This is a genomic window from Puia sp., assembly GCF_036500295.1.
Classification (GTDB): Bacteria; Bacteroidota; Bacteroidia; order Chitinophagales; family Chitinophagaceae; genus Puia.
In genome coordinates this window covers 250,050-271,586 of sequence record NZ_DASYCH010000062.1, presented here as the reverse complement: position 1 = coordinate 271,586, position 21,537 = coordinate 250,050, and the positions used below count along the sequence as shown (strand labels likewise).

General features: G+C 53.7%; 23 protein-coding genes. 3 read left to right on the top strand and 20 right to left on the bottom strand.

Features of this window, described 5'->3' with window-relative positions:
• Window positions 1–188 precede the first annotated feature (188 nt).
• The 4 genes from VGM48_RS13385 to VGM48_RS13370 are packed head-to-tail and all read right to left on the bottom strand — an operon-like array spanning window position 189 to window position 3,031.
• A complete protein-coding gene (locus VGM48_RS13385) occupies window positions 189–614 on the bottom strand; it encodes a macro domain-containing protein (RefSeq protein ID WP_331579895.1) in 426 nt (141 codons plus the stop codon).
• 3 nt (window positions 615–617) lie between these two features.
• Window positions 618–1,118: a PsbP-related protein gene (locus tag VGM48_RS13380; protein ID WP_331579893.1), complete on the bottom strand. Its 501-nt coding sequence runs from the start codon at window positions 1,116–1,118 to the stop codon at window positions 618–620.
• 36 nt (window positions 1,119–1,154) lie between these two features.
• Complete coding sequence (locus VGM48_RS13375; RefSeq protein WP_331579891.1) at window positions 1,155–2,057, bottom strand: DUF3108 domain-containing protein; 903 nt, start codon at window positions 2,055–2,057, stop codon at window positions 1,155–1,157.
• Window positions 2,054–3,031: a lysylphosphatidylglycerol synthase domain-containing protein gene (locus tag VGM48_RS13370; RefSeq protein WP_331579889.1), complete on the bottom strand. Its 978-nt coding sequence runs from the start codon at window positions 3,029–3,031 to the stop codon at window positions 2,054–2,056. Before VGM48_RS13370 ends, VGM48_RS13375 begins: the two co-directional genes overlap by 4 nt.
• Before the next feature lie 24 nt (window positions 3,032–3,055).
• On the opposite strand from VGM48_RS13370, the gene ruvC reads away from it, so the two are divergent.
• Window positions 3,056–3,661 (top strand): crossover junction endodeoxyribonuclease RuvC, encoded by a 606-nt coding sequence (ruvC, locus tag VGM48_RS13365; protein ID WP_331579887.1) that lies wholly within the window; start codon window positions 3,056–3,058, stop codon window positions 3,659–3,661.
• Window positions 3,662–3,724: 63 nt separating this feature from the next.
• On the opposite strand, the gene VGM48_RS13360 is transcribed toward ruvC, so the two are convergent.
• The 4 genes from VGM48_RS13360 to rsmA form a co-directional block, all read right to left on the bottom strand.
• Entirely contained in the window at window positions 3,725–4,114 is a 390-nt protein-coding gene (locus VGM48_RS13360) for an HIT family protein (RefSeq protein WP_331579885.1), read from the bottom strand.
• Window positions 4,111–4,584, bottom strand: coding sequence for a transcription elongation factor GreA (greA, locus tag VGM48_RS13355; protein ID WP_331579883.1), 474 nt, complete (start codon window positions 4,582–4,584; stop codon window positions 4,111–4,113). Before greA ends, VGM48_RS13360 begins: the two co-directional genes overlap by 4 nt.
• Before the next feature lie 94 nt (window positions 4,585–4,678).
• Window positions 4,679–5,602 (bottom strand): NAD(P)-dependent oxidoreductase, encoded by a 924-nt coding sequence (locus VGM48_RS13350; RefSeq protein ID WP_331579881.1) that lies wholly within the window; start codon window positions 5,600–5,602, stop codon window positions 4,679–4,681.
• Between the two features lie 46 nt (window positions 5,603–5,648).
• Entirely contained in the window at window positions 5,649–6,401 is a 753-nt protein-coding gene (gene rsmA, locus VGM48_RS13345) for a 16S rRNA (adenine(1518)-N(6)/adenine(1519)-N(6))-dimethyltransferase RsmA (RefSeq protein WP_331579879.1), read from the bottom strand.
• A gap of 72 nt (window positions 6,402–6,473) precedes the next feature.
• Here rsmA and pdxA point away from each other — a divergent pair, with 72 nt between their 5' ends.
• The gene (gene pdxA, locus VGM48_RS13340) at window positions 6,474–7,592 is read left to right on the top strand and encodes a 4-hydroxythreonine-4-phosphate dehydrogenase PdxA (RefSeq protein ID WP_331579877.1); all 1,119 of its coding nucleotides are present in this window, start codon (window positions 6,474–6,476) and stop codon (window positions 7,590–7,592) included.
• Window positions 7,593–7,836: 244 nt separating this feature from the next.
• Window positions 7,837–9,258, top strand: coding sequence for an Ig-like domain-containing protein (locus VGM48_RS13335; protein ID WP_331579874.1), 1,422 nt, complete (start codon window positions 7,837–7,839; stop codon window positions 9,256–9,258).
• A gap of 42 nt (window positions 9,259–9,300) precedes the next feature.
• Here VGM48_RS13335 and VGM48_RS13330 read toward each other — a convergent pair whose 3' ends face one another.
• The 12 genes from VGM48_RS13330 to VGM48_RS13275 form a co-directional block, all read right to left on the bottom strand.
• Window positions 9,301–9,591, bottom strand: a complete 291-nt coding sequence (locus tag VGM48_RS13330; protein ID WP_331579872.1) for a transcriptional regulator — start codon at window positions 9,589–9,591, stop codon at window positions 9,301–9,303.
• Window positions 9,584–10,183: a hypothetical protein gene (locus tag VGM48_RS13325; RefSeq protein ID WP_331579870.1), complete on the bottom strand. Its 600-nt coding sequence runs from the start codon at window positions 10,181–10,183 to the stop codon at window positions 9,584–9,586. Before VGM48_RS13325 ends, VGM48_RS13330 begins: the two co-directional genes overlap by 8 nt.
• 57 nt (window positions 10,184–10,240) lie before the next feature.
• Complete coding sequence (locus VGM48_RS13320; protein ID WP_331579868.1) at window positions 10,241–10,867, bottom strand: hypothetical protein; 627 nt, start codon at window positions 10,865–10,867, stop codon at window positions 10,241–10,243.
• Between the two features lie 29 nt (window positions 10,868–10,896).
• Entirely contained in the window at window positions 10,897–13,155 is a 2,259-nt protein-coding gene (locus tag VGM48_RS13315; RefSeq protein WP_331579866.1) for a TonB-dependent receptor, read from the bottom strand.
• A gap of 617 nt (window positions 13,156–13,772) precedes the next feature.
• Entirely contained in the window at window positions 13,773–15,350 is a 1,578-nt protein-coding gene (atpA, locus tag VGM48_RS13310) for a F0F1 ATP synthase subunit alpha (protein WP_331579864.1), read from the bottom strand.
• Between the two features lie 56 nt (window positions 15,351–15,406).
• Complete coding sequence (gene atpH, locus VGM48_RS13305) at window positions 15,407–15,973, bottom strand: ATP synthase F1 subunit delta (protein WP_331579862.1); 567 nt, start codon at window positions 15,971–15,973, stop codon at window positions 15,407–15,409.
• Window positions 15,974–15,976: 3 nt separating this feature from the next.
• A complete protein-coding gene (gene atpF, locus VGM48_RS13300; RefSeq protein WP_331579860.1) occupies window positions 15,977–16,471 on the bottom strand; it encodes a F0F1 ATP synthase subunit B in 495 nt (164 codons plus the stop codon).
• Between the two features lie 84 nt (window positions 16,472–16,555).
• Window positions 16,556–16,804 carry an ATP synthase F0 subunit C gene (atpE, locus tag VGM48_RS13295; protein WP_188933632.1) on the bottom strand — a complete coding sequence of 83 codons (249 nt, stop codon included), beginning with the start codon at window positions 16,802–16,804 and terminating at the stop codon, window positions 16,556–16,558.
• Between the two features lie 35 nt (window positions 16,805–16,839).
• Window positions 16,840–17,934 carry a F0F1 ATP synthase subunit A gene (gene atpB, locus VGM48_RS13290; protein ID WP_331579858.1) on the bottom strand — a complete coding sequence of 365 codons (1,095 nt, stop codon included), beginning with the start codon at window positions 17,932–17,934 and terminating at the stop codon, window positions 16,840–16,842.
• Window positions 17,935–18,274: 340 nt separating this feature from the next.
• Entirely contained in the window at window positions 18,275–18,733 is a 459-nt protein-coding gene (locus tag VGM48_RS13285; RefSeq protein WP_331579856.1) for a hypothetical protein, read from the bottom strand.
• A 7-nt stretch (window positions 18,734–18,740) separates the two neighbouring features.
• The gene (locus tag VGM48_RS13280) at window positions 18,741–19,523 is read right to left on the bottom strand and encodes a TssN family type VI secretion system protein (RefSeq protein ID WP_331579854.1); all 783 of its coding nucleotides are present in this window, start codon (window positions 19,521–19,523) and stop codon (window positions 18,741–18,743) included.
• A gap of 123 nt (window positions 19,524–19,646) precedes the next feature.
• Window positions 19,647–21,512, bottom strand: coding sequence for an ABC transporter ATP-binding protein (locus VGM48_RS13275; RefSeq protein ID WP_331579852.1), 1,866 nt, complete (start codon window positions 21,510–21,512; stop codon window positions 19,647–19,649).
• Window positions 21,513–21,537: the final 25 nt, after the last annotated feature.

Below are 21,537 nucleotides of genomic sequence, written 5' to 3'. Positions count from 1 at the left end.
TCGGCGAAACCGTGCCTCACCGGTGCGCATGCGCCGGATTGACGCACCCACGCCCAATTGGCGCAAGTCTGCCCCATTGGCGCCGCCAAGGATATGCCAGTTTGATATGCTATTGTTTTGCAGCCTCTTACACGGCTACCGCCATCTTCGACTGTACGATTGCGATACGCCGATTGTCCGCTCCGACTTCAAAGCAGTTCAGCATAAAGATCATAGTTCTCCCGGTCGAAACAGACGAAGATGCCGGTGCTGATGTTCGGGAAGGCGACAGAATGCAAGCCATGATCCGCCGCAAGTTGAAGGCTGTTGCGGTAGGCGTTGGCGAGAAGGGCTTCTTCGCGGTTACCCCCGCCCTGCCAAACAGGTCCGACGGTATGGATGACATATCTTGCCGGAAGGTTTCCACCACTGGTAATGACAGCCTCCCCGGTGGCGCAACCGCCCTGGCGGTTGCGAATGGCCCGGCATTGATCCAGTATGGCCGGGCCCCCGGCGCGATGGATAGCCCCATCGACGCCGCCACCGCCCAGCAGCAAACTATTCGCCGCATTGACGATGGCATCAGTCGTCATCTTTGTAATATCGCCCTGCTGGAGTTGGATACGCAGATTCATCGCCTATTTTTGAAAAGTAAAACTATTGATGATCGCGGTAGCCTGCTTTTCGTACCGGGTAAACGTAGCCGGCTGCGCCGTGTAGGTGAGCAGCCAAGCCTTGTTGTCTTTAATAAAATAAAATTGCTTGATCTTCAGCTGCCGACCCTGATAGGTCATGTTGTAGATCAACTGCACCGCCTTCTGGCCGGCGATGGTCTTCGCGCTCTGTAAAATTTTGGCGTTTTCGCCAATGTTCTCTTTGAGCTGCTTACGCGTGAGTTCGGTATACTGTTCAAGGGTCACGGGCTGTGCCGAAAGGTCCTGCACCATGATATTGACGTTCTCCTGGAACAGGTCTTTGTCATCAGCCCTCGGGCTCATAAAGGCTATGGCATTGCCGAAGGCCGTCTGCTTCCACTCCTTTGGGTAATTGACAGTGTATTTGTTGGCGCTGTCGGTGTAGGTGAGCCAGCCGGGAATGAGAAAAAGCAGCAATGCGCTTGTTTTGACAAGGACGTTCATAGAATTCAGTTTTCGTCCTTGCAAGATAGCGATCATTTACAGATCGATCAACGAAGTAAGCGGATACCGCAACCCCCGGTGCTTGCTCATATCCACCGACACCTTCCCCACCGTGATCGGACTCTCGATCCGGACCGCGATATGATTGGGATCGTCGGAGACCCACACCGTCATCTTCTCGCCGCCTTCGAACATCGTTCCCTTCACCAGCAACGGCCGGAACTTGATCGTGCGAAACTTCCCATAACTGGTGCGGATCACCTCCTTACCGAGGTAACGGACATAGAGAGGATAAACCCGGCGGTCGAGGAACATATTGAAGGGGATCTTGTCATCCACCTTATGGGACGAAAAGTCGATATTCCGCGCATAGAAGATGGCGCTTAGCACATCCTGGATACAATCGGGAACCGAATAAACCCCCGTATTGGTGATAGCCGTATGAGCGGCCTTTATAAAGGAGACATTCTCGTAGGTCTTGTAACCACCCTCATTGACGTCCCGGATAAATTTGTAGGGCTGAAGCGTAGCAGTATCGATATAGGACTCGTACTTGTCCCTCACCTTAAAGAATTTATCGTAAAAGGCCGAGGTCTTTCCTTCGCCGACGAGATGATAGACATCCTTCCCCTGGAATTTTTCCAGGGTCGTCGTAAAGGAGGCAACGCCCCCCGTGGTAAGATGGATGCCGGCAACCCCATAGTTTACCCGGTACTCGAGGTATTCCCCGGCCATGAAGGCATGATTGCGCATCCCGGCGCAGAATTCACTGCCGGGTTGCGGAGGTTGTTCGGACTGCTGAACCCGGCCGGGCCGCGGAGCGGTGCTGTCGCCACGCCGGTCGGCAGTAGCTCCATGGCGATGATGAAAGGCATTCCAGGCCAGTAAGGGTGATGTCAACGTTAGCAATAAGATACAGACCGCAATAATTACTCTCATCTGCTTTTGAATAATTTGATACTTACAATTAACAAACTTCCTATCAGGGCCGGTATGATCAGGTTGATCAGCCAGATCGCAAACGAAGTCGCAAAGATCCCCACGACATTCGAACTGTATAATTCCAGCACCTGGATACTCGCCTCCCATCGCAACCCCAATTCCGTAAGGAAAGTGAGCGTGGGAACGACGGCCATCACCAGGAACACCACACTCATACCGCTCCACACCTGCCAGAAGCCCAGCGCCACTCCAAAAACGGGAAACACAAGACTATATTGAACGATAAACACAATATACCTGCCAAAAGATAAGAACAAAATCCTCAACAAGATCGCTGCATCAAAATTTTCTAAAACTTTTATAAAGGCGCTATATCTGCGTAATCCGGGAATCTTAAGCAGTAACGATGCCACGAGAGTAAGCCGGCAATAAATAAATGTTAATATTATCAAAAGAACGACAACGATCCATAGCAGAACCGTTAGCGCCATTTGTCCATGTGGGAGACCGGCCAGGGCAGTCTGCGCGGTTGCCCGCAAATAAAGAATGCCGGCCAATCCGATCAGCAGAGTGACCATCAGTTGCGCGATGCTGCACGCCATGGTCAGCGAGATGGATTTGATCCGCTTCCCTTCTTTTAAATAGAGTATCCGGCCCAGATATTCCCCCATCCGGTTGGGGGTGAAGGAGGCCATGGTCGTGCCGGTAAAGACGGCCCGAAAGGCGTCCCCGTAGCCAATGCCCCCGATCGGCCGAAGCGCCAGCTGCCATTTACGGGCTTCGATACCCCAGTTTACCGGCATCAGCAGCAACACCAACCAGAGTTTCCACTGCTGCGGCCCCCGGATCGCCACCCCCATCTGCTGAAGGGACTCTTTCCACCCCGGCTGATGGATCACCTGCCGGTAGATGAACCCTGCTAAAAGTAAAAAGACCAGGGGGCCGAGTATTTTAATACTTTTGTTCGACAATCGGTATCAAAAATAATCCTCCTCTTGCAAAAGCGCCCCAAAATAATTTTAGGCATCGACCCCGGAACGGTCGTCATGGGCTATGGCCTCATCCAATGTGCAGGTCACGAGGTCACGCTGATCGATATGGGGATTCTCCGACTTCCTACCCGGCAAGACAGTTACGAACGGCTAAAACTCATCCACCTCAAAGTGCTGGAACTGATCCGTCGCCATGGCCCCGGCGACTTTGCCATCGAAGCCCCCTTCTTCGGCAAGAATGTGCAGAGTATGCTGAAGCTGGGCCGGGCCCAGGGGGTCGCGATTGCCACGGCCATGCACGCCGGCATCCCCGTCACCGAATACTCGCCCAAAAAGGTGAAACAATCCATCACCGGCAACGGTAACTCGGAGAAAGAACAGGTCTGGAAAATGCTGCAGCGGATCCTAAAACTCGAGGTGGAACTGCCGGCATACGATGCGTCGGACGCACTGGCCGTGGCGGTATGCCATTTCTTTCAATACCGGACCGCCACCCTGCTGGCCGGCGAAAATGCGGCCACCAAAAAAACCGGCGGTACAAAAGGGAAGAAAGCCGCCAGTTGGGAAGCCTTCGTCCAGCAGAATCCCGACAAAATTCGCAACCGCTAGGCCGCGTGGTTCCGCGGCTACATGCCCCGCGGCATGTCCAGGCATCCGCGTCCCGCGTCTACCTTACAAATAGCTCAATACCTTCTGTTGAACGGCTTTAAATTCCTCCGGGCTCAGTTTTAACTTGCGCCGGGTAAAGTTGAGGTCATCGCTGCTGTCGATGGGCACCAGGTGAAGATGGGCATGCGGGACTTCCAGTCCGACGACCGAGAGCCCGCAACGGTCGCAGTCAAACGCCTGCTCGATCGCCCGGGCGATCGGCTGAGCAAACAAAAGCATATTGGCAAGATAGGCTTCCGGCATGTCGAAGAACTTATCGACTTCTACCTTGGGCACGACAAGAGTATGGCCCTCCCGGAGAGGATTGATGTCCAGGAAAGCAAAGAACCGGTCGTCCTCGGCAATCTTATAGGATGGGATCTCCCCGTTTATGATCTTGGAAAAAAGCGTCACACCGTGATGTTTTCGATTTTGAACTGCAGGCTGCCGGCCGGCACCTGCACATTGGCCACATCACCTACATGCTTCCCCAGCAACCCTTTGCCGATGGGCGAGGTGACGGAGATCTTGCCCATCTTGAGGTCGGCCTCTTTCTCGGACACAAGATGATAGGTCATCTGCTTTTTGTTGATGAGGTTGGTGACGGTTACTTTGGTAAGGATCGACACCTTGCTCGTATCGATAGACCCCTCGTCGATGATCCGGGCATTGACAAGCTCCCCTTCCAGCCGCTGGATCTTGGCTTCCAGCAATCCCTGCGCTTCCTTTGCGGCATCATATTCGGCGTTTTCTCTGAGGTCTCCCTTTTCGCGGGCTTCGGCGATTGCCTTGGATGCGGCCTGTCTTTCCACCGTTTTCATCTTCTGCAGTTCGGCCTTCAACTGTTCCAACGAATCTTTTGTGTAATAAGTAAATCCACTCATAACTCCTCCTTATTATTAGAGAAAAAAAATACAACGCCTCGGAGAGATCCAAGGCATTGCACTATTATTACACTACAAAAATAGGGAAAAAGGCCTAAATCCCCAGTTTTTCGAGGGTTACCTGGGCCATTTTAAGAAAAGCTTCGTGGGTATACCCGGCAATATGCGGCGTGATCAGGACGTCCGGCCGGGCAATCAGCCAGTCCAATTGCTGTCGCTGCAGCTCCGAGTAGGTCTCCAGCTTCTCGTTTTCAAGCACATCCAGCGCTGCCCCGGCAATCCTGCCGTTTTCGAGCGCGCGGATCAACGCAGCCGTATCCTGGACCTTCCCCCGGCTGGCATTGATGAACCAGGGTTTCTTTTCCAACGAGTTAAAGAAGGCGTCTCCGGCCAGATGGTGGGTCTCGTCCGTCAGGGGTACGTGAAAGCTGATGACATCGGCATACCGGGCCACCTGCTCGAAGGAAGCCTCCCGGATATTCTCCCGCGCAAACCCATACTTGTATTTATCGTGTGCCAGGATGGTCACGTCGAACCCGGCCAGAACCCGGGCAAAGGCGCCCCCCGCATTGCCGAAGCCGACAATCCCCACCGTCTTCCCGCTGAGTTCCGTACCCCGGTTGGCCTCGCGGACCCACTTTCCCTCCTTTACTTCCGCACTGCTGGTAAATAGCTTGTTCATCAGCCCCAGCAGCATGCCCAGCGTCTGCTCCCCGACGGCATTGCGGTTGCCCTCGGGACTGCTTACGCAACGAATTCCCTTCTGCTCCGCATATTCGGTATCGATCAACTCCATCCCGCTGCCAAGCCGGCCGATCCATCGGAGCCCCGGAGCCCGATCGATGATATTCCGGTCGATCTTCAGCCGGGTCGTCACGATCAACCCCTCCAACCCATCAAGGGATCCCAGCAATTCATCATAGGTGATCTGCGGAGCATATTGAACGGTATATCCTTTTTCAGCCAGCCTGTTGAGGAGGTATTCGTGGACCTTTGCTGTAACGATTGCTTTTTTCATGGTATATATGCTAATGTCTGGCCTTCGGCCGACGGGCCCAGCCCGTCTAGGAACGCATTTTCAGAGTTAATTGTGCAAATTCGGCAACCGAAAGCTGCTCGGCCCGTTTATTGAAGAAGGGGTCCTGCAACACCGCCTCGTCAAAAAGCGGTCTCACGGCATTCCGCAGCTGCTTCCTGCGTTGGTTAAACGCCGTTTTCACCAGCAGAAAAAAGCTCTTCTCATCACGGAAGGCCGGCGCCGATCGGGGCGTCAGCCGGATCACCGCACTCTTTACCTTCGGCGGCGGGTTAAAGCATTGCTCGTGGACCTCGAAAAGGTATTCCACATCGAAAAAAGCCTGGATCAGCACACTGAGAACGCCATAGGTCTTGCTTCCTTCCTTTGCCGCCACCCGCTGGGCTACCTCCTTCTGGAACATCCCGATCATCGTCTGGAGATCGTCCTTCCAGTCGAGCATCCTAAAAAGGATCTGCGAGGAGATATTATAGGGGAAATTGCCGATCACCGTGAACCCTCCCGAAAACGGCTTTTCGACATCCAGGATGCTGGCGTGAATGAGCTTTCCTTCCAGTCCGGGCCAGGTATCCTGCAGATAACGAACCTTTTCGTCATCCAGCTCCACAGCCCTAAACGCAATACCCTCCAGCTCCTGCAGATATTTCGTCAGCGCCCCCGCGCCGGGCCCTACCTCCAGCAGCTGCGTAAACGGCCGCTCGCGAAGCGCCGCCACGATCTTTCGCGAGATATTCTCATCCCGAAGGAAATGCTGGCCGAGCGACTTTTTCAACGTATACATGAAGCGCAAATTTACGCCGCCATTCCCGACTGCGCAATAAATCGTATATTCGATGCCTGAAAATCATAGTGTATGAGCCAACCAATGCAAAAACCGGTGATCGGGGTGTCCGTAGGAGACGTGAATGGGATAGGAACGGAACTGATCATCAAGACCTTTTCCGATCATCGGCTGTTGGAGATGTGTACCCCACTGATCTTTGGATCCGCCAAACTCATCAATTTCTACCGGAAATTCACCCCGGAGATAAACTTCACTTACCAGAGCGCAAAGGATTTTACCCGCATCGCCCACAAGCAGGTCAACCTGTATAGCTGCTGGGAAGAAGAGATCGCCGTCGCTCCGGGTCAGTTGACCGATATCGGCGGCGCCTATGCCGTCAAATCGCTGACCATGGCCGTGGAAGCCCTTCGCGATAAGAAGATCCAGGGGCTTGTGACGGCCCCGCTGCATAAGAAGAATACCCAATCGGCAACCTTCGACTTCACCGGTCATACCCCCTATCTGAAACAGGCCTTCAATGTAAACGATGTCCTCATGCTGATGGTGTCGGAAGGCTTCCGGGTCGGTCTGGTCACCGAGCATGTGCCCGTAAAGGACATCGCAAAATACATCACCCGCGAAGCGATCCTCTCCAAGCTGACGATCCTGCGGGACAGCCTGGTCCGGGATTTCGGCATCGACAAGCCGCGAATCGCCGTACTCGGACTGAATCCCCACGCCGGAGATGAAGGTCTCGTCGGAAAAGAAGAAGAAGAGATCATCAAACCCGCCATCAAGGACGCCAAACACCAGATGCTGGTGTTCGGGCCCTACAGCGCCGACGCGTTCTTCGCCCGGGGCTATCATAACCGGTTCGACGCCATCCTCGCCATGTACCATGACCAGGGACTTATCCCCTTCAAGTCACTGGCCAGCGGCGAAGGGGTGAACTTCACCGCCGGACTGCCGATGGTCCGCACCTCGCCCGATCACGGCACCGCCTTCGATATCGCCGGCAAGAACAAAGCCGACAACACCTCCTTCATCGCCTCCATCTATTCCTGCCTCGATATCATTCACAACCGGCAGGAATATGACGAGAACCGGAGCAACCCGATGAGGAAGATGGGCGCGGCCGTCCTCGGCAATGTCGCCGATGAGAAGATCGACGAATCAGGCCGCACCACCCGGCGCGATCTTACTTTCTAAATATCTTCGGAATTCCCCGCCTCGCCAAAGCGGTATTAATCAGAGAGATAACTTTTTTCAAGGCGGAGCTTGCAAAAACAGGATTTGCGTTCTATCTTTGACCTGTTACCCGGTCCCGGGTATCTCTCGCCCAATCTCAATTTCCCCGAAAAACAAGCCGAATCATCTAGTTCCTTCCTTTGAATAGCCCCTGTGTTACCAAACGGTCTATTTACAAATTAATCACCTTCTGAAAATTACAAAGATGAAAAGGAACTTGTTAACAGTCTCTTTCACTGTTCTCTCTGCACTTCTCTTTCAACCGCTGTTTGCTGCTCCCGCTGCTACGATCGATAACTTCAACTCCCGCCCCGGTGTTCGTTTAACCGAGGTGAAAGGATATTTACAGGGCAAATGCTGGTTCTTCTCCGATTTCGACATCAATCGCGCCGGTTGGATACCCAATATCGAAGGTGATGGGGCAATGGTATCCGGTACAGGCGCCAGCGCCACCGAACGCACAGGTATCTATACTCCCCTGCTGGATCTCACCAGCGCCACCGTTCTCTCTTTTACCTATAGCTTCAATCAGCCGGTGAAAGACCGCCGCTGGATCAGGGTCGTAGCCATCGACGGCAACAACAACCCCGTGGCCACCCTCGATAGCCTCGAAATGACCGGGAGTGAAGCCGGTCACGTTTATTCCTATAAGCATCCGCTGAACCTTACCGGCAGCTATGGCGTTTGCATCAACTACCGCGGGACGGGCGGCGCTACCCGCATCGCCATCGACGAGTTGACGATCACCGCCGCTCCGCACTACGCTTCCACCTGCAACGTCGCTCCCGTGTCGCTGAAAGATAAATTCTCCGGTACAGCTTCGCATACGGCTGCCGGTAACGTGCTGAGCAATGACTATGACCCCAATCACGAGACAATGACCGCCTACCTGATGACCGAATCCCAGGACGGCCAGGTCCAACTTCAAAAAGACGGAAGCTTTGTCTTTACGCCGAAGGATGGTTTTACGGGCAACAGCACGCAGTTTACCTACAAGATATGTGATAACGGTTCGCCCGCACTTTGCTCGATCAATACGACCGCTACGATCCGGTTTCCCAACAAGAGCTCCCTGGTCGGCTTCGAGGCATTGTACAGCCGGAAGGAAGTGGCCCTCAACTGGAATACCGCCGGCGACAACCATAGCCGGGTTTTCGAGATCGAACGGAGCCTGGATGGCGAGTATTACAAGAAGGTGGGCGAGGTAAAGGCAGAAGAAGCCGTTGCAGTCGGTCAGTACACCTTCAATGACAAGATGCACGAGCAGGAACGGAAGAATGACCTCTACTACCGGCTCCGCCAGGTGGACGGCAATAACAAAGTGACTTATTCAAAGGTGCTCATCCTGCGTTCGTACGGTACCCGGAGCGTCGCCGCGGTAAGCGTTACGCCCGACCCGAATATCAATGATATCCAGGTGAACGTCCAGCTCAAGGAGAAATCATTTGTAATGGTTCGCGTGACGGATAACAACGGTAGCGAACTGATAAAACAATCCGCCATGGGTGATTTTGGTTCCAACGTCTACAATATCGAAGGAACTTCCAATCTGCAGCCCGGCATGTATCAGCTGGAAGTCATCATCAACAGCAACGAACGGCTGACGATGAAGCTGGCAAAAAGCTAAAGAAATTTTAGATAGGAAAAATAAGGGGACCGGCCGGTCCCCTTATTTTTTTATGTTCAGGTAAGATTGCAGATCGCGGACATATTCTTCAAAGGCCTGTATCCCCACGGGGGTGATCTTGCAAATGGTTTGCGGGTAGTTGTCCTTAAAGGATTTCGTAACGTCGATATATCCGGCTTCTTTTAGTTTGTTGATCTGCACGCTCAGGTTTCCCGCCGTCGCATCCGTCTTCTCCCGCAGATAGGTGAATTCCGCCTCCTTTACGGAGATGAGAATGGATACCACCGCCAGGCGCAACTGTGAATGCAATATCGGGTTAAGATCTTTAAACATGGGTTTCTTTGGCTTTCAGATAGCGTTTTCTAAGGATCAGACCGGGAATGAACCAGGCCAGCAGGGCGCCTGCGGTCATGCACAACAGGGTATACGGATAGCCGCAATAGAGGCTCAGGATGGCAAAGACCCAGCAGGCGATGCCGCCGAGCAACATCGGCCGAAACCGGCGGACATACCCCGTCGCAAAGGTCGGGACGCCATATAACGTCAGGTAGACCGCGGCCTGCGCGTCGGTAGGATACCTGCCGAAAATAAAACCCAGCAGGAACACCGCGATGGCAAAGCTGATCCAGATGCCACCCATATGGTCTTCCTCGAATGCCTTGTATTTTCTGATCTTCCCTTCCCGAACGGCAATCACCACCTGCGGGACAACCGCTACGAAGGTCAGGAACCAGATATAGCCAAACCGGGGTATTTTCAGGTAGATCTCGTTGATAAAGGCGGCCAGGCTGCAAAAGCTGATGACGCTTCCCCAAAGCAGCGCGCTTAGTCCGCTGTCCAAATAATCTCGTCGGGCTTTATGGATCATCCTGGAGATAAGTTCCAGGCTTTCGTGACCCGTCATTTCATTTTCCTGTTGTTGCATAGACAAAATCTAAAGGTAAGATGCCCGGCCGACGAAGTCGGTCCGGGCATACACATTTTATTGACACTGTGCGAGCATCCGTTCCGCCTGCTCCTGACCCCAGGTGGGGGCAAGCGGGCTGGGCTTGGCGCTCTTGAACAGCGATACTGATTTTTCGAAAAGCGGCTTGGCCTTGTCCTTACCCCCGCCAAACTGGGTCGGTGTGCCAAAAAGACTCATGCCTTGCAGGTAGTAAAGCCGGGGGTTATTCGGGTCGGCAGCCATTCCCTTCTGCAGTGCGGCTCCGGCATCCTTGCCATTAGTAGCCCAGCGGGTCTGGGGATCCACCAGCATCTGCTGCGTAGCGGACATATTCTCCACCGCATAGAGCTCACCGTTCTTTTCAAGGGCTTCAGCCTTGGCCAGATAGGCGTTGATCTTGGCCGAATTGGCGTCTTTGTCCTTGGTGGCAGGATTCCAGCCGATCCAGGTCTGAGCCAGCGCGGCGTAGTAATAAGGCAGCCATTTGTCTTTCTCGGCATCGCCGATCCGGTCGAAGGTGGCGGCCAGGCTCGTCAACTCGTCGATCGTCTTGGCGGAATCCAGCAGGACAATGTTCTTCTGCATTACCTGGGAGTACTTGTCGTTCTGTGCACTTGCGGCCATGGTGACCAGCAGGGCCAGGAAAAGGAGCGATTTACGCATAGTTGTAGTTTTATAAATGATGGATGGTTTTACAAATTGTTGTTGATGGCGTCCTGCGACCGGTCGACACCCCAGCTGAGGAAGCAGCCGATAAAGTAAAAGCGGTTGGCAGGCGGGGTTATCGGCTGTTTGTACAGGCCGCTGTAAGAGAAATTATATCCATATACCGTGTTGTATCCAAGGACATTGCTCACGCTCGCAAAGAGGACCACAAAGGTCTTCGCCTTGGTGTTGCCGACGGTGGGCACCCATTCGGCACTGAAATTAAGGCTGTTGTAGTCCTTGATCTTTCCCTGCTCGGCCAGGTTATATTTCAGCCCGTTGAGCACGAAGTTGTAGTAAGGCCGGCCCGTCGCATAGCTGTAGGTGACGTTGAACCCGGATTTGATCTTGGTGAAAAAGCGCTTCATGACGATGGAAGCGGTATGGGTCGCCGCAAAGTTGGGCTTGAGCGACTCGGTAAAGTTCAGGTAATTGCGCTTGGTGTCCAGGTAGGAATAGCTGATCCAGTAGTCAAAGTCCTTGATCGACTTCTTATCGCGCCAAAACAACTCAAACCCTTTTGCATACCCGCTGCCACTGTTGTTAAAGGTGGAATAGAAGTAACTGGTGGGAACGGTCTTGATCAGATCATCATATTTTTTATAATACGCTTCGATCCGGAAGATCCGGTCCTTCGACATCTTCTGATAGTTGATGATATAATGGGTGGCCTTCGTAAAGCCGACATTGGTCGTATAAAAGAGCTGGCTGTTCTCCGGTTTCTGGTAGAAAACGCCATACGCAAGCGATACCTGGGCCTCGCGCCCCGTGCGATAGGCAAAGGACAGGCGGGGAGCAAGATCCGACTTGTTGATCACCGAGGAGTGTTCAAACCGCACGCCCACCTTGGCGGCCAGTGCGTTGGTCAGATAGATATCGGATTCGGCAAACACCGAGTTGAAATTATCCTTGAACTTGTATAAAGTGTCGGTGTGATAGGCCGGGTTCAGGTATTTCTGATAGTTATAGGAATACCAGTACTCGGAACCGAAACGGATCGCGCTCAATGCGCCCAGTTTCTTGTCAAACACGGCGCGCACCTGTGACAGATCCTGTCGCTGGTCGATATTGAATGATTTGTAATTCATCCAGAACGCCGAGTCGGGGAAGGCTACCGGTTGGTTGGCGGCGCTTACCACCTTCTGACCCAGGTTGTCCAGGTTGGTGCTGTAGCTCGCGCCCAGATCCATCTTCCAGCCATTGTTCAGATACCCGCGATAGCTCAGGTTGTTGTACCAGTTGTGGTTGGTGAGTCCGAAGGCATCTTTCCGGCTCAGGCTGTCCCAGTCCTGGCGGCGGATCCCCAGCTCGTTATAGGCGAAGGTCGTGTAGTATTTGATCATCCCGCCACCCTTTGTACGGATGCGGAAGTTGGCATCGGCATTGTGAAACTGCGGCATTTTGAAGTAATCCACATCCTGCGGCACCGCATGGAAATAGGCGTAGGCGTTGACATAGTTATAGCTAAAGCCATAGCTGGATTGTTTGTTTTTTGCCAGTTGCTGCGTTCCCAAACCCACCACCAGGGGCGAGAGGGTGGCGTCGATCTCCGATTTCTCGGGCAGATCGATCGATTCCAACAGGACGACCGAAGACAGCGCTTCCCCATACAGGGCAGAATAGCCGCCGGTGCTGAAAACGGTGCCCTTAAAAAGAAAGGGAGAGAACCGGCCGCGTTGGGCGATATCGGGTACGCTGGTGTAGTAAGGGTTATTGACAAGGGTCCCATCGATATATTGCTTCGCCTCATAACCCGCGCCGCCACGGACAAAAAGGCCTTCCTGCTCACCTACCTGCTGAGCGCCGGGCAGGGTCTTGAGCGCCGCCGTGATATCGGCATTGGAGCCTGCAGTCGTGGCCACATCGAGCGAACTAAGTACAGCACCCCGCTTCGCGTCCCCTGCGGTAAAAGAGCCGGCAGTGATCGTTACCGCCTTTAATTCACTAAGCTGTTCCTTGAGGACGATATGCAGTTCGATAGGGGTGCCGGCGAGGGCAATGGGCTGTTCGACGGGATTATAGCCGATATTGGTCGTCGTAAGGGTAAAAGAGCCCTTATCGCTTGCGGTAAAGTGGAAGTTGCCAAGGGAGTCGGTAGTGGCGCCGTCATAGGAATTCTTAATGGTAATGCTCGCGCCGCGAATGGGATGCCCCTTGGGGTCTTTAACGGTGCCGGAGACCCTGGTTTGGGCAGGCAGCCAGCCTGCAAGCAGAAGCAGGACTATGGAGAGGGCGACTGGTCTCATTTCTCATTATTTTCAGCTAAGGTAGTTTGGTTTATATTATAAATCAAACTAAAATATAAATTTGTTTAGAAATCTCGGCTGAGCGCAGAAAAAGGCAGGCGAATGGCGGAAATCCGCCGGTAAAAGCGTGCCGGCCGGCCTGCCGGGCCAGCGCGAGCGCCGGGGCCGGGTCTGCGGCCAGCGCTGCCGGGCAAAAAAAAGCCAGGCTTAGAAAAGCCCGGCGGTTGTTGATCGTACCCTTTAAAACTAAAATCTTCGTGTTATCAATATCTTATGTTGGATAGCCATTCCATCCATTGGCCCACCGGCCGAGGATAGAAGATGCTACTATGAGAATCAGATGAATACGGGATTAACCGCAAAAGAGGAGTCGTGGATTGGTACGGATTCCCCGGCGATATAAAAACCCGGTCATTTTTCGTTCGTTAACGGATGAACTGCAATAAAGGATTGGAAATAAAAAGTATCGAATTGTTTTTCGGGAGCTTGGAGGGGGTGTCGGTGATGACGATGTAAAGATTGCAAAAGGTTTCGAAATGTGCAAGCGTTTATGCCTACTTTTTTTTAACGAAAAAACCGCCCACGAGGGCGGTTTTTGAGAATTGTCAACTAAGTTTTTACTTATACTGAGGAATGAGCCCATTGGCCAGCTCAACCATTTTCTTGACGCCATCGTCAGGCAGGTTACCCTTCTTAAATTCAGCGAGGATATCCGGTAACTTGTTTTCCATCTCCAGCAGGAAATGATCTTCGAATTCCCGCACCTTGCTCACCTTCACCTGACGCAGCAAACCCTGCGTTCCAAGATAGATGATCGCCACCTGCTTCTCCACCGAGAAGGGCGAATATTGCGGCTGCTTCAGGATCTCCACATTGCGCGCTCCCTTGTCGATAACCAGCTTGGTCGCGGCATCGAGATCTCCGCCAAACTTCGAGAAGGCTTCCATTTCCCGGTACAGCGCCTGGTCCAGCTTGAGGGTACCGGCCACTTTCTTCATCGATTTGATCTGAGCATTACCCCCTACACGACTAACGGAGATACCTACGTTGATCGCCGGACGGATACCTGCATTGAACAGGTTGCCTTCCAGGAAGATCTGCCCGTCGGTGATGGAGATAACGTTCGTCGGGATATATGCGGAGACGTCACCGGCCTGGGTCTCGATGATCGGCAGGGCCGTCAGCGAACCGCCGCCTTTTACGAGATGCTTAATGGAATCGGGAAGATCATTCATTTTCTTCGCCACACCGTCATCCGCAATGATCTTGGCGGCGCGCTCAAGCAGACGGCTATGCAGGTAGAATACATCGCCGGGATACGCTTCACGGCCGGGCGGACGACGCAGCAGCAGCGACACCTCGCGATAGGCTACGGCTTGTTTGGAAAGATCATCATAGATGATGAGCGCGGGCTTTCCGCAGTCGCGGAAATATTCCCCGATCGCGGCGCCTGCGAAGGGCGCATAGAACTGAATGGGGGCCGGATCGGAAGCCGAAGCAGCTACGATCACGGTATAGTCGAGCGCCCCGTTGTCCGCCAGGGTCTTCATTACCCCGGCAACGGTGGAGGCTTTCTGCCCGATCGCTACATAGATACAGAAGACGGGCTTTCCTGCCTTATAGAACTCTTTCTGATTAATGATGGTGTCGATGGCAATGGCAGTCTTGCCGGTCTGCCGGTCACCGATGATCAGTTCCCGCTGGCCGCGGCCGATGGGGATCATGGCGTCGATAGCCTTGATACCTGTTTGCAGCGGCTCCTTCACCGGTTCGCGGAAGATAACGCCCGGCGCTTTCCGCTCGAGCGGCATCTCATATCTTTCACCGGCGATCGGACCTTTCCCGTCGATGGGTTCGCCAAGCGTATTGACCACCCGGCCCAACATCCCATCACCAACACGGATGGATGCAATCTTACCGGTACGGCGAACGGTTGCACCTTCCTTGATGTCTCCGCTATCCCCCATCAATACCACCCCGACATTGTCTTCCTCCAGGTTGAGGGCGATGGCCCTTACGCCATTCTCGAATTCCACCAGCTCACCGGCGCCGACATTGCTCAGCCCATATACACGGGCGATCCCATCCCCTACCTGCAGGACGGTCCCAACTTCTTCCAGCTGCGCCGAAACATTGGAGTTGCTCAATTGCTGACGCAATATCGCTGAAATTTCATCCGGTTTGATCTCTGCCATAATTGTATTCAGTTTGAAGTTTGTTTGTTGTCGTTCCAACGGGCTGCGCCCGTCTTTTATCGGATCTTATATATGAAGTCGTTGTTCTGGAATTGCTTTCTGATATTGTTCAGTTCGAAAGCAACGCTGTCGTCCATCCGCTCATCGCCGATCTCGAGAATAAAGCCGCCGATCAGTTCGGGCCTTACTTCGGTATCGAGTTCCACCTGCTGCAAATTGCGCTCGGTCTTCAGCTTTTGCAGAATGACCTGCCGGACGTCATCGCTCACCGGCACCGCCGTCGTCAGCTTAACGGTCGCGATACCCTTGTGCGTCTTATACTGCTCCACAAACGCCTGGGCGATCTCGGGGAGATGCCCTTCACGATCCTTGTTCAGCAGCAGGGTGATAAAAGCGCTGGTCAGCGGGCTGATCTTGCCCGTGAAGATCGCGTCGAGGATCTTGCCCTTCTTGTCGGACTTAATGACGGGGCTGCGCAGGAGGTTCACCAATTCCTTGCTGTCCCGGCAAGTCTGCTTTAGCAGCAACATATCCTTATATACATCTTCCAGCTGGCCCCTTTCAAGGGACAGATCCAGGATCGATTTTGCGTAACGGGCCGCTAAACGGGGATTGGGCGTCATAGATTAGTTGAATTTCGCTTCGTTGGACAATTGACGGATATAATTCTCCTGTTCGCTCTTGTTCTCCAGCTGACGGCGCAATACCTTTTCCGCCACTTCCACCACCAGCGTACCCACCTGGTTCTTGACTTCGGTGATGGCAGCCATCTTTTGCTGTTCGATGGCAGCCTGCGCATCGGCGATGATCTTAGCCGATTCCTGCCTGGCCAGCTCTTTTGCCTCGTTGATCATCTTGTCCTTTGTTTCCCGGGCTTCTTTCAGCAGCTGCGCCCTTTCTTCCCGGGCCTTGGCCAACAAGGCCTCGTTCTCGTTCTTCAGCTGAGCCATCTCCGCCTTGATCTTCTCGGCTGATGCCAGCGAATCGGAAATACCCTTTTCCCGCTCGTTAAGCGACTTCAAAATGGGCTTCCACGCCAGCTTCCGAAGGATGATCAGCAACAGAAGGAAAATGATAACGTTCCAAACAAATAAGCCTAAGTCGGGAGTTAAGAGTTCCATAGTATAACTTAAAATAGTTTTTAGAGAAAAATACTGCATCCTCGGCCCTGTGCGTCGGATGCAGTACGTTTTTTTTTACGTGCCTTACTTCTGGAATACAGCAAGCAGACCGGCAACGGCAGCCAGAAGGGCAACACCTTCTACCAGGGCCGCAGCCAGGATCATGTTGGCACGAATGTCGTTCGAAGCTTCCGGCTGGCGTGCAATGGAATCAACAGCACCCTTTCCGATCTGCCCGATACCGATACCGGCGCCAATGGCAGCGAGGCCTGCGCCGAGTGCGCCATAACCAGGCTGAACCACATCAGCCAGTAAAGTTGTCATCAACGTCATCTTATTTTGGTTTTATAATTAAAAAAAAGGTGGATTTATGCTATTACGGTTTCCTGCACATGCCCATGTCCATCGTCATGGCCCCCTTCAAAGGCCTGTCCGATAAACACCGCCGTCAGGTTGGCAAAGATAAAGGCCTGGATAAAGGCAACCAGCACTTCTATCAGGTAAATAAAGATCGAGAGCGCGACGAAGAAAGGTGAGGTTCCCCAACCCAGCGCCGTATTCATGGCCCCGAAGATAAAGATCAGACAGATAAAGCTGAGGATGATGATATGCCCCGAGATCATGTTGGCAAAAAGACGGATGATCAGGGCGAAGGGTTTTGTAAAGATGCCCATCAGTTCCACCGGCCACATGATGACCTTGATCGGACCGGGAACAGGCGGGTTGACGATATGCGCCCAGTAATGCTTGCCGGTGCTGAACATGATCGCGATAAAGGCCAGCACCCCGAGAGCCCCGGTGAAAGCAATATTCCCCGTGACATTGGCCGTCCCCGGGATCAGCCCGATAAGGGCATTGATCAGGATAAAGAAAAAGATCGTAAGCAGGAAAGGCATGTATTTTTCATACTTGTCCCCCAGATTCGTTTTGCCGACCTCGTCCCGGACAAAGGTCACCACCGGTTCGATAAGGTTCTGGAATCCCGTGGGCGCTGTTTTCACCCCCTGTCCCTTCTTGTATTTTGCGGCAACACCCGGCATCATCCAGATCAGCAGCAGGGCGGAGATCATCGCCTGAACGGCATTGCGGCCCAGTGAAAGATCATACACCTTGACGGAAGGATCTACCTCGCCGGCCTCGTTGACGGCCCATATCTTCCCGGGCTTATAGATCTTTTCATCCAGCTTCTTTTCTGCAACATACTCCTCATTCAGCAGCCGGTAACCGTTGACGACATTCTCCCCATGCTCGAATTTCGAGGCGGAAAACACCGACCAGCCTTTCCCCGGCGAATAAAGGATCACCGGCAGTGGGATATACACCGGCTTCTTATTGAACGTATAAAAATGGAATTCGTGAGCGTCCGCGACGTGTTCCAGGATGATCTTGGACGGGTTTAGCCTGGCATTTTCCTTCTTCCCGGCTTCTCCCTGATCGCCAGGCGCAGCGTGTGCTGCGGACATATTAAAAAAAAACAGCGCAATTACGCTGAAAACCGCGACCACTATAGATTTGAAGCATTTCAATGCCATACCGTCCTGAAATTTGCCGCAAAGATACGGTTGGTGGGTCAGACTATGAAAATAAGATTAAAAAAAACACCCTGTTTTACGGCAATGGCCGCCCCGGTAACCGGGACGGCCTCCTGTGACGAAACAACGCCGCTCTACTTGGGGCAAGGGATGATTCAGTCTATTGATAATCAATATCAATCATGTGCAGTCGAAGCAATATTCCTCAGCATGACCATGCGCTCCTTCGCCCTCCGCCGGACCTCCGCATCGGGTGATCTGACCAGTTGGTTCACCGTCGTCCGCGCATGCTGCCACCCGCGCCACTACCCGCCCTGACCTGGTCGTCCAGCTGTTCGCGAAGCAGGGCGCTGTCATATCTTATCTTCCGCAATGCATCCCTCGCGGCGAGCTGTTCCTTTTGCAACCGGGCAAGCTCATGCCTTTCATAGGCCCCGTCGGGGATATCCGGCACCGGCGCCATGACCAGCTGGTCGATCAGACTGTCCTTGGTCAGCAGTTCCCGGCGCAGCCGCCAGACTTGCTGCCGCGAGGAGTCGAGCTCCGCCGTGATCCGGTCTGTCTTCTGCCGGCCTTCCGCGGTCGGCACGAGGTTTTGCACCGGTACAGCCGCCGGCTCCCGGCTGCTCAGCGCCCAGAAGCCCAGGATAAGCAACGCGAGTGATCCCACATAGAGAAAGAGGAATCGCCGCAGCAGTTTTTGTCGTTGTTCGAAATTCTCGGGTTTCATGCAGTTCTCAGGATTTGTTTATCGGGAATGGGGTCGCTTTGACCCGGCGGGCCACGATGACGCCGTTCTTTTTCACATTGTTCTCTTCAAGGGTCCGCTGCGGGTCGAGGAATTTTCGGACAACACCGCCGAAGTCGGTGGAATAGAATTGCCACCCATAAGGATTCCGGAACTCGTCCTCTTTCTCAAAAGCCGGTGCCCCCTTGCTCTCTTCGTCCAGCATAAAATGATAAAAGAACCGGCCCACCTTCCACCTCGCGGGCGCCGTCAGGGGAAAAAGCTCTTCCCGGTTATCGAAATACTTGCGCCGCACCTTTAATCGCACCGGCAGCTGACGGGTCTTCGTCAGCGGGAAGCTATCCATCTTCTCGGGGTTGAACCAAACCTTATATTCCTTCCCGGGTATCGCATTGAGGGTCTCCCAGGCGCCGGCGATCATAAAGGGCAGCAGGAAGGCGCTACCGCCGGCCACGGCAAGCAGAAGCCGGTCCGCGTTGGTGAACCCATATAAAAGCAACAAAACGGCAACGCTAATGAAGGTAAGCCCAAGGGTCACTCCCCAGCCGAACGGTGAGAACAACAACCGTTCAATGCGCAGCCGGACCAGCAGGCGCCGGAAGTGCCGGATATGCGCCATTCCCAGCAACAAAAAGGCCGACCATTGCAAACCGCCGGCAACCACCGGTGATATCCCGGCGTGGTCGAGAAAGCCGGCAAGCCCCAGAATAAGGGAAAGAAAAGAACAGATCGCCGCTTCACGGACAAAAGGAAAGAAAAGGATCTTCTTCATAACAAATATTAATGGGAGGTATGCACGATGGCAATGATGGGAATGCACCGGATGGCCGGGAAGGGGAGGTAGCTATTGATGTACGAGAAGGATCGCCGCGCGGATTTGAGGAATGGGAATTTTTTACGACACCTTCCGCTCAGCAGCCGGCGAGGCATGCTTGCTAAACTGCATCTCATGCAATTTGCTGTAAAATCCGCCCTTCGCCAACAGCTGCTCATGCGTCCCGATCTCGCGGATCTCCCCTTTATCGAGAACGATGATCTGACTGGCCTTGCGGATGGTGGAAAGCCGGTGGGCGATGACGATCGAACTGCGGCCGGCGATCAGCTTGTCGATGGCCTCCTGGATCAGTTGCTCGGATTCTGTGTCGACCGAAGAGGTGGCCTCGTCAAGGATGAGGATGGACGGGTCATATAGTAAGGCGCGGATAAAGGACAACAGCTGCCGCTGACCCAGCGAAAGCGAGCCGCCGCGCTCCATGACGTTATAGTGATATCCGCCCGGCAGTCGCATGATAAAATCATGCATCCCGATAAGCTTTGCCGCGGCGACCACCCGCTCCATGGGGATCTCTTCATTCCGGAGAGTGATGTTGTCGACCACCGAACCGGAGAAGAGGAACACATCCTGCAATACGACCCCGATGCTCCGCCGAAGCGCATCGAGTTCATAGTCTTCGATGGGCACATCATCGACACGGATCTCACCCTGCTGGATATGATACAGCCGGTTCAGCAGGCTGATGATGGAGGTCTTCCCGCTGCCGGTATGCCCGACGATGGCAATCGTCTCGCCGGCCTGCATGGTAAAGGAGATATTCTTCAGCACGTACCGGTCATCGACATAGGCGAATGAAACCTTATCGAATTCGACCTTTCCTTTCATCCGGACCGGGGTATAGTCGCCCTGCGTCTTGATATAATCGTCATTGTCCAACACCCGGAAGACCCTTTCGCTGGCGACCATGCCCATCTGCAGCACGTTGAACTTATCGGCGATGACCCGCAAAGGCCGGAACAGCAGGTTGAGATAGAGGAAGAAGGAGATGATCTTGCCACCCAGTTCCTTCGCCTCGGCGTGCGGCAGGCTCATGACCTGCCTGGCGCCCCACCATACCAGCAGCCCGGTGGACACGGCCAGGATGATCTCCACGATCGGGAAGAATACGGAATAGGCGAAGATGGCGTTGATGTTGGCGTTGCGGTGTTCGCGGTTGATCTTCCGGAACTTCACGTCCTCGCGCTTCTCCGCAGCAAAGGCCTGGACGATCGCTATCCCGGTGATATGTTCCTGCACAAACGCATTCAGCGCCGCCACCGCATTGCGTACGCGAATAAAGCTCTTGTTCACCGACTCCTTGAAAAACCAGGTGGCCACCAGCAGAAAAGGAAAAGGCGCCAGACAGACAAGGGTGAGCCGCCAGTCGGTCCAGAACATGAACGCCAATACGGAAAGGATCGACAGCAGATCGGCAATGATGGGGATCAGGCCGTCGGAAAAAATATCGTTTATCGCCTCGATATCGTTGATGGTGCGGGTCGTAAGGGTCCCGATAGGCGTTTTGTCAAACTGCGACAGATTGAGCCCCAGCACTTTCTTATAGACATCGACGCGCAGATCGCGGACAACCGTCTGACCGAGCCAGGCAGTGATAAAAGAAAAAAAGAACCGGGCGATCGTCTCCGCGATAAGCATCACGATCTGCGCAACGGTGATCCAGACAACCGCCTTTACAAGGCTGTCCCGGATATAATGGTTGATGGTGATCTGGATGAACCAGGGGCGCAACGGGGAAAGGATGGCCAGCACGATCGCCAGGACGATCGATCCGTAAAGCCGGTCCTTATAGGGGGTCGCATAACGGAAAACCCGCCGTAATAAGGTAAAGTCGAAAATCTTCTTCTTTTTCTTGATCTCTTCCGCCATTTGAACGCGACCCTCGCTTTTGATAAAAATAGCCTCCGCCGCGGCCCGCAAAGATAGCATGTTTGTCGCCAATCGGGCATGCCGC

Coding starts and splice junctions, on each gene's coding strand:
- VGM48_RS13385 (WP_331579895.1), bottom strand. CDS start 614: ATGAATCTGCGTATCCAACTCCAGCAGGGCGATATTACAAAGATGACG.
- VGM48_RS13380 (WP_331579893.1), bottom strand. CDS start 1,118: ATGAACGTCCTTGTCAAAACAAGCGCATTGCTGCTTTTTCTCATTCCC.
- VGM48_RS13375 (WP_331579891.1), bottom strand. CDS start 2,057: ATGAGAGTAATTATTGCGGTCTGTATCTTATTGCTAACGTTGACATCA.
- greA (WP_331579883.1), bottom strand. CDS start 4,584: ATGAGTGGATTTACTTATTACACAAAAGATTCGTTGGAACAGTTGAAG.
- VGM48_RS13350 (WP_331579881.1), bottom strand. CDS start 5,602: ATGAAAAAAGCAATCGTTACAGCAAAGGTCCACGAATACCTCCTCAAC.
- rsmA (WP_331579879.1), bottom strand. CDS start 6,401: ATGTATACGTTGAAAAAGTCGCTCGGCCAGCATTTCCTTCGGGATGAG.
- pdxA (WP_331579877.1), top strand. CDS start 6,474: ATGAGCCAACCAATGCAAAAACCGGTGATCGGGGTGTCCGTAGGAGAC.
- VGM48_RS13335 (WP_331579874.1), top strand. CDS start 7,837: ATGAAAAGGAACTTGTTAACAGTCTCTTTCACTGTTCTCTCTGCACTT.
- VGM48_RS13330 (WP_331579872.1), bottom strand. CDS start 9,591: ATGTTTAAAGATCTTAACCCGATATTGCATTCACAGTTGCGCCTGGCG.
- VGM48_RS13325 (WP_331579870.1), bottom strand. CDS start 10,183: ATGCAACAACAGGAAAATGAAATGACGGGTCACGAAAGCCTGGAACTT.
- VGM48_RS13320 (WP_331579868.1), bottom strand. CDS start 10,867: ATGCGTAAATCGCTCCTTTTCCTGGCCCTGCTGGTCACCATGGCCGCA.
- VGM48_RS13315 (WP_331579866.1), bottom strand. CDS start 13,155: ATGAGACCAGTCGCCCTCTCCATAGTCCTGCTTCTGCTTGCAGGCTGG.
- atpA (WP_331579864.1), bottom strand. CDS start 15,350: ATGGCAGAGATCAAACCGGATGAAATTTCAGCGATATTGCGTCAGCAA.
- atpH (WP_331579862.1), bottom strand. CDS start 15,973: ATGACGCCCAATCCCCGTTTAGCGGCCCGTTACGCAAAATCGATCCTG.
- atpF (WP_331579860.1), bottom strand. CDS start 16,471: ATGGAACTCTTAACTCCCGACTTAGGCTTATTTGTTTGGAACGTTATC.
- atpE (WP_188933632.1), bottom strand. CDS start 16,804: ATGACGTTGATGACAACTTTACTGGCTGATGTGGTTCAGCCTGGTTAT.
- atpB (WP_331579858.1), bottom strand. CDS start 17,934: ATGTCCGCAGCACACGCTGCGCCTGGCGATCAGGGAGAAGCCGGGAAG.
- VGM48_RS13285 (WP_331579856.1), bottom strand. CDS start 18,733: ATGAAACCCGAGAATTTCGAACAACGACAAAAACTGCTGCGGCGATTC.
- VGM48_RS13280 (WP_331579854.1), bottom strand. CDS start 19,523: ATGAAGAAGATCCTTTTCTTTCCTTTTGTCCGTGAAGCGGCGATCTGT.
- VGM48_RS13275 (WP_331579852.1), bottom strand. CDS start 21,512: ATGCTATCTTTGCGGGCCGCGGCGGAGGCTATTTTTATCAAAAGCGAG.